General features: G+C 59.3%; 4 protein-coding genes. 1 reads left to right on the top strand and 3 read right to left on the bottom strand.

Features of this window, described 5'->3' with window-relative positions; genetic code table 11:
- Nucleotides 1–121: 121 nt before the first annotated feature.
- Entirely contained in the window at nucleotides 122–439 is a 318-nt protein-coding gene (locus ACM9ME_RS14625; protein WP_415644201.1) for a hypothetical protein, read from the top strand.
- Nucleotides 440–876: 437 nt separating this feature from the next.
- Here ACM9ME_RS14625 and ACM9ME_RS14620 read toward each other — a convergent pair whose 3' ends face one another.
- From ACM9ME_RS14620 to ACM9ME_RS14610, 3 genes are all read right to left on the bottom strand, one after another.
- On the bottom strand, nucleotides 877–2,628 hold the full coding sequence (locus ACM9ME_RS14620) for a DUF6538 domain-containing protein (protein WP_415644200.1): 1,752 nt from the start codon (nucleotides 2,626–2,628) through the stop codon (nucleotides 877–879).
- Between the two features lie 592 nt (nucleotides 2,629–3,220).
- Nucleotides 3,221–4,360 (bottom strand): serine hydrolase domain-containing protein, encoded by a 1,140-nt coding sequence (locus ACM9ME_RS14615; RefSeq protein ID WP_415644199.1) that lies wholly within the window; start codon nucleotides 4,358–4,360, stop codon nucleotides 3,221–3,223.
- A gap of 561 nt (nucleotides 4,361–4,921) precedes the next feature.
- A complete protein-coding gene (locus ACM9ME_RS14610) occupies nucleotides 4,922–6,952 on the bottom strand; it encodes an alpha/beta hydrolase domain-containing protein (RefSeq protein ID WP_415644198.1) in 2,031 nt (676 codons plus the stop codon).
- Between the last annotated feature and the right edge of the window lie 100 nt (nucleotides 6,953–7,052).

The following is a 7,052-nucleotide window of genomic DNA, read 5'->3' as shown; positions in this document are numbered from 1 at the left end:
GCGAAGGCCGGTTCGGCCCTCACCAGCCGGAAAGCGCCGCCCTCAAACCGGCAGAGAGGGAAACTACGCCCTCGCCACGCCGCCGTCAGCGCCAGCGACGTGTTGATGTGGGTGCCCAGCTTTGTCGGCTGACGAGCACCATGCTGAAGCAGCTCGCGTGTTGTGGGAGTTGCTTCGTCAGCAGGCGTTCGTGCCTGACTTCAGACCCGACCCGAACGACGACCTCTCCAAGGTTAATGCGATGGGGCCGGAAGAGGTGCGCGACGATGTCATTGATCCGCTCCTCGACAGGCTTGGACTCAGCGTGAGCGGAATCGACTTCACCGACTTCGACTTCTCCTCGGTCGCTACCCCAAGGGATGTAATCGCCTTCGTCACCAAGGTCGCGGACGCCCGGAACGGTGAGGGCAAGCGACGATCTGTTGATATGACACGATAAAGGCAGGGTCTCTGCGATCCTGCCAAGTGGCTGTCTGCACATCGTAATTTAGCCCGGTTAGTCTGACATTACCCTTGTGAGGTCCATGGGCCTTGGACGCATCACGCCAGCGCCCGCCGTTTCCTTGAGACTCCTGAGCAAACTCATTGGCGCGTACAGTTTTTCGCGGGCGAGACGGGCGTCATCATACATAAATGCCATGCCGCTCAATGCGTAAGTGTGTGAACGCTTCTCCAGTCCCACAGACAAAAGATACTGCAGAGGTGGATTCCAAAATCGTCGCCACGTCATCGACGCATATCTCGCCCCCGCCCTCGATTGTTGTCGCGCCGAGGGCGGCAGCCCGATGAACGGCGCCGTCAACGGTGCGGTGCAACCCTTGAAACTGGCCACCCGGCTCAGCGAAAAGAACGTAGCAGGTCATCATTCCCCGCGTTTCAGCGTGCATTCCAATTTACGGTCGCGAAGGCTTCCCGGATGGCAGTCCAGTTGACCATATCGAACGAGATGCGATTGAGTTCGCGGCTAAGCGTTTTGAGACGCGCGCCAAAGCCATAGCGATCACCTGCCGTGAGGCCCGCATGGCCCATGATCTGGTCCATGATGTACTTCTCGATCGGCACGTCGCGGGCCAGATCCTTGAAGTTATGACGCAAGCTGTGAAACGCCAGCCTCGGATCGTCGGTGACGACGCGGTCTATCACTCGATTTGCCACTTGTGAGGTCGCTTGGCTCAGCTTGTCGAACTTGTTGGCGCGCAGGTCAGGGAACAGGCGCGAATGGCCGGCACGACGAAGCGCGGCGACATAATCGTCGAAACCAAGCTCGATGATCAACGCGTGCAGCGGGATCATCCGGCGAGAGCCTTCATTCTTGACCGACGCATCGGGCCCGAGATCGAGATAACGGACGCCACCATCGGTCTTGACGTTGACGAGCTCGGTCTGGCCGATCTCCTCGATTCGCGCACCGTTGGTCAGGCCGAGCAGGAAAAACCACGCGAGCGTCATGTCGCTGACGGTTTCCCGCGCGAAGGACCAGCTCTGCGGATTGACGAACAGCGGGCTTGAAAACAGCCTTGCCAGTTCATCGTCGAGGAAAGGCCGCCTCCCTCCGTTGTTCTTCGAATAACCCTCGATCCGAATCCCTGAACCCGTGCTGTGTTCTATCCAGCGCTGGTTGAACGCATGGGCCAGCAGCGCCTGCAGATGACCCACACGGCGCTTTACTGAAGCAGGGGCGACCTTGGCCGCATCGTGGTCGCGGTACTTCACCAACCGTGCGTTGATGCTCAGGGCGCGATCCGCCCGCGGCATTGCTTTTGGCAAGCCAGCCACCGCATCGCGAAAGTTGTAAAGGTGGTCGCCGGTGATGCGGCTGACTGGCACATCGCCAAAATAGTCGATGAAGTCTGCGACCGTCGTCGCAGTCTCATGCGCGCCCTGCGCCCCCGGCGCTGGGGTCTTGGCCTTCCACGCATTGAGCAGTTCGCCAAGCTTCATATCAGGACGAAGCCGACTTAAGATGGCCCTGACAGGGTTACTGAGCATCAGCCGTAACGCCGCCTGCTCGCGCTCGACCGCGTCAGACAATGCATTCATGATACGCCAGTCATTCTCTGGGCCCCGGGGGATGTCGCCATAAGGCCCTTCATGCCGGTAGCCGCCATGGACCCAGACGAGCATGTGCTCTGCCATGCGCAGCGCATCATCTCGTGACCTCGTCCGGACGAACCTGAGCCACACGTCACCGGGCAGCAGATCACCCTCCCTCGCTTCAAGAAGCCCGCGGTCGATCAACGGCTGCAGGACAGCGAGCTGCGCGCCTCCCAGCATCGTCGAGGCCGCTTCTTCGGCGACGTAGATGTTGCCGAGGACGGGATAGCCGTCAAACTTGCTGCCGGTCTTCACCGCCGCGATCCGCGCGACCGCCTTGGCTGCGGCCTGGGGCGTCAGAACATCGCGTGCCGCCCGCTCGGCAATTGCTTCGCGCGCCGCCGCGAACATCCGCTCCAGCTCGGCATTTGCCACTGTGAAGGCGGTCCTCGCCTCGCTCGAATCCCTCGTTTCAAGCGAGCGTTTCCACAACTGCCTGCCCCCGAACTCGCTGCGCAGCGGTTTGGGAATCTGTCGCCGCAGATAATATGTCCCGGTTTCTGGATGCCGCCAAGGCTCTGCCATCGCTACCATGATTGTCCGCTGTACCTTTCCGCTGTACCTGGCGGAGGTGAAACCAACGTAAATGCTGGATTTCTGCGGATCTAGGCGACCTTGGTGACCCCTACGGGAGGGGTCAACCTTCACGAAGTGCATGCAATAACAATGACTTAGCAACTTGCCCAATATGTGGATTGGACCACCCTTGTATCGTGATTTACGAACATCGCAACAGCGCCTGCGTGCCTAACCTAACACAACCGCCGTTGTCAGCCAGACGCGAAATCGACTGCGATCAACGGCGCTCCCAGATACGGGAGTCAGTGCGGCCAGCGTCGTCTGTTATTTTGCTGTATCAACAAACATGATGAACGTCCGTGGCAATGTCCGCAATCGGCTCGCTTTCCGCTAGTTCGCTTTCGGACGCGCGCTAATTAGGCCGGAACGTCTGCTATTGGGTGGATAACGGTCGGTCCGCTTTTGGGTGCCCCCCGGGGGCCAGCCGTCGCTTCAGCTGGAGCGCGAAGGCAGCTGAGCGTCAGACTGTGCCTTTCGCAGCCACCGACGCTCTTGTTTTGCAGATTTTGTAGTCCTCGCGGGATACGCCAGGCCGTCCCCATCTAAGTCACTCGAATGGCTTGAGACGATCCTTGAGCGGCTTGCCGATGTGGACAATCGCCTGATTTGCAGCTTCGTTGCCCGCATTGCTGACAACCAGAGTGATGATGTTGTGCTTGGGCATGATACGGATGTCAGCGACCCAGAACCCGTTGCTGCCGGCATGAGTGAGGAGCAGCGGCGAGCCATCAGGGCCGAGCTTTACACCCCAGCCATAAGAATATCTCTCGGTGACAGGCGTGTGCAGAATTCGGTACGTTGCGGTTTTCAGCAGTTTGCCGCGCCCGTTCACCCCGTCTAGATGGTCCTGCGCGAACAACATCCAGTCTCTCAGGCTGATATTAATCGTGCCTGCCGGGCCGATCACTGCTGGATTATCACTGGTAGGGTTGGCTGGGTCCAGCGCAACAAGCGCGCCGGCGACTTCTGTATGCCCCCATGGTTGGCCGACCTGCCCTGGCTTGGCCGGATTACCGAAGCCCGCGTTCCTTATGCCCAGCGGTCTGAATATCTCCGCTCGAATCAAATCTTCCCAGGACTTGCCAGTGTGCTTCTCGGCGATCGCGCCTGCGATCATGTAGCCGAGATTCGAATACTCATATTCGCCAATTTTTGAAGCGGGTGGTTCAGCCAAGTACTTTTGCGTGACCCGCATTCGCTGAGCGCTAATGTCTTTCTCACCTTGGATCAGCGCAAGAATAACGGGTAAATCCTTGTCGTCGGTCAACGTCGGCAAGCCCGCCGTGTGGTTAAGCAACTGGGTCACTGTCACCGATCGATACGCAGGGTTCATTTGCGGCGCATAGGCTGGAAGTGATTCCGCCAGTGTGTCTTCAAATCGCATGACCCCCTTTTCGACCAAGCGAGCGATCATCGTGGAAGTGAACGCCTTGGTGTCGGAGCCTAGGTGCCACCGATCGCGCTTCGTCACGGGCTGAGAATGCCCGATGGCACGAACGCCGATAGCGGCTTCGGCGACGATCTTGCCGTCAATGTGAACCAGGGCCGCGGCGGCAGGCAGCTTGTCCTTCTCTTGGGTAGCGGCAAGTGTCCGCTCCAGGAACGTTTGAAGCGGGACAACATCCTGTGCAGCAGCGGGGAACGCCAGCAGGGTCAAACCTAAGGCAGCAGCGCGGGCGAGTAACATTTATGTCCGATCGATGAAGTGACTCAGTAATTTCAGGCTAGGTGTGTTACTTACCTACATCACCAATACAGCTTGTCAACGGCGTGCCCCGGTACGACACCGAGGCTTTCGGGGAAACAGTCACCACTTCTCGGATCATGTCGGGCGCGGAGTGAAAATACCGAAACGGACTGGCGGGCTTCGCTCTGGATTTGCGGATGATCCCCGTCCGCTATCAGCAGCCGCACGGCTGTCACATCCGTCTGACAGAACCTCCCCGGGATCCGCGAGGCAATCGAGCAGCGCCGATTTGACGATGCGAGCGCGTAAGTCGCTAAGACGGCGGCTGCTTCGAACGCCTATTCCGAGCGACTCGACAGGGCGGTGGCGCGGGGAAAATAGTCGCCCGTCGCCTTGCAAGGATGTGGGGCGGCTTGCCAACAAAGCGGCAACTTTGCGCCCAAACCCGGTCGTTCCGCCAATCGCTGATCAGTACCAAAAGCTGACGTAAATTTCAAAGCGTCGAAAAGTGCGCAGTGGAGTGCTCCTTGTCTGGCATCTCAGCGGTATCGCCCTGCCGCCTTACTTAGGCTTGACTGGCCAAACGTACCACAGGGCGTCCGCGTGTGCCCAGTTCAGCAGCATCATCTCATGGTTCCATGCTCGCTCGTCGGGCAACATGAAGCCAGCGTTGATCTGCCGCTCAATCTCAGCATCGGCAGCGTGCATATAGCCGGCACGTCCACCGTAACGCGCTATGAGCGACTTTCGCGGATCCTTGCGCTCGGCACGTTCGTCTTCGTCCCAAGAGAACGGGATCAACGCGCCCGACAAGCCAGAAATGATGCCAAACCGCGCGGCATCCTTGTTGGTGTCATTCCACGCCGTATATGTGCCTATCGGAACTGAGCGACGCAGCCCAAACCAACCGCCGATCTCGTTTCCGTCTTCATCGACCTGTGGGACGAGCAAGCGGTAGCGCGCTCCAATACGAGGCGGTTCGCTCGTAATGCCTTCGCTTCGATATCGAGGGCCGAAGTCCAGCTGCCAGACCGGCGGCGGTTCTTTTGGAACAGCAACGCCTGGTAGTTTCGGAAAGGCGAGTGCGGCTGGAGCGACGAGCGACTTGCCAAGCACCGGCCGCTGGGTTGCGACAGGCTGTGTCCCATCCTCGATCCAAAGCCGCATCGCCTCAGTGAGCGCTGGCATAGCGGCGAACTCGTCCTGATTATCGTTGTATGGATAGCCAGCCTTAAATTCAGGCTTCAAGAACATCATCGCCGGACGCGGCGCGTGATTGGTGCCCGCGAAGACGTAAGTTCGTGTGTCCGGCGCCTCAGGCAATGCAGCGTTGCCATCGGGCGTGGTTTGCATCAGCGAGCCGGCGCGTGCCCAAAACTCGGTGCCCGACAAAATATGGAAGATTTTGGGGCTGACGCCGTCGCGTCGAGCTCGATCGAGTAGTCCTTCGCGTGCGCGACCAGTTATATCGCGGGTGGGCAGATCGGAGAATGGGTAGAGATCGACTGCGCGAAGCGGTGAACCGACAGAATTTCCCGCGTCACCAGGTTGAGCATAGCGATGAGCGAACGATCCGCGACCCGCTCCCGCGCCCGTGTCGAGAACGCCATCGAAAACTGGTCTGCCAGCGGCAGAGTGATTGAAACCTCGATAGAGGAAGTCTCGCAGGAAGCGGGCACTCTGCGAATAGCCATAGGCCATAATCGTCTTTGGTGGCGCGCGCCCTGCGATTTCGTGTGTCCGGAGATAGGCGTTGAAATCGCGAACCGCTACCAGGCCTAGTCCCGTCACCAGCGGTTGATCACCACGATAAGTGAGGGTCGCTAGCGCCGGGCCCGATACCGGCTTGTTAAGCAGAAAGCTGCATGGATCGGCCGTGACCTTGCCATCCTTTGTGCGCGTGGCGAAGCGCCATTCGGAGCGGGGTACAACGTAGCCAACGTCATCGTAGCTGCGTTGAATTTTCAAGCTGGCGGTGGGGTCGTTAGCATCTGCAGCGCAGGAGCCTCCCATCTTTGCCGATCCGCTGTCCGCGGGGCTTTCCTCAACATTGAGAAACGCCGTTGCCCGCACCGTACTGTTGGCGGCGGCGCGGGGGACAGTCAGCCCAAAAGACTTCGCCGGCAGATCTGACTGCCATCCTGCCCAGGCAAAAGTATAGCCGCGATCCATAAGTGGAGCGTGCGCTACGTCCTTGGTCAGCTGTGCGTCGCTCAGATCGAAATCGTCCGCGACGAACAGGATGCGGTTAGATTGATCTGTCCCGCGATTGGCGACCTCGAACAGGGCCGCGCCATTCACGCTACTCGCCTGCTTGGGTCTGATGATCAAGAATGGTCCTTGATACTCCACGCGGCCGCGCGCGTTTCGCGGCGCGAGTTTGATGTCGGTGATCTCCCGCGCATCCGTGCTTTGCGGATCAATCTCGTACCAAGCTGTCCCGGAGATGGCTTCATACGGGCCAGCTTTGAAAGCCTGTCCCCTAGCCCAGTTGCGCTGGTCCTTGATCTCCAGCCGAACGACCTCGGCCTGTGTCAGCCCACACTGAACTGTGGCCGCAACGCTCAAACCAAAAAGCAGAGCCTTCTTCATCGTTACACCCCCTCAGTGAGCGCACGTTATCGAGAGGATTCCGCAAGTAAAGCGCCCGGTCTCGGTTCGCGGAGTCGTTCAGAAGCAAGCTCACGATGGC

Origin of the sequence: Sphingomonas antarctica, from assembly GCF_965137005.1 — a bacterium.
Classification (GTDB): Bacteria; Pseudomonadota; Alphaproteobacteria; order Sphingomonadales; family Sphingomonadaceae; genus Sphingomonas_O; species Sphingomonas_O antarctica.
Note: the sequence above shows the minus strand (reverse complement) of the source record. Positions and strands in the feature narration are given on the sequence as shown.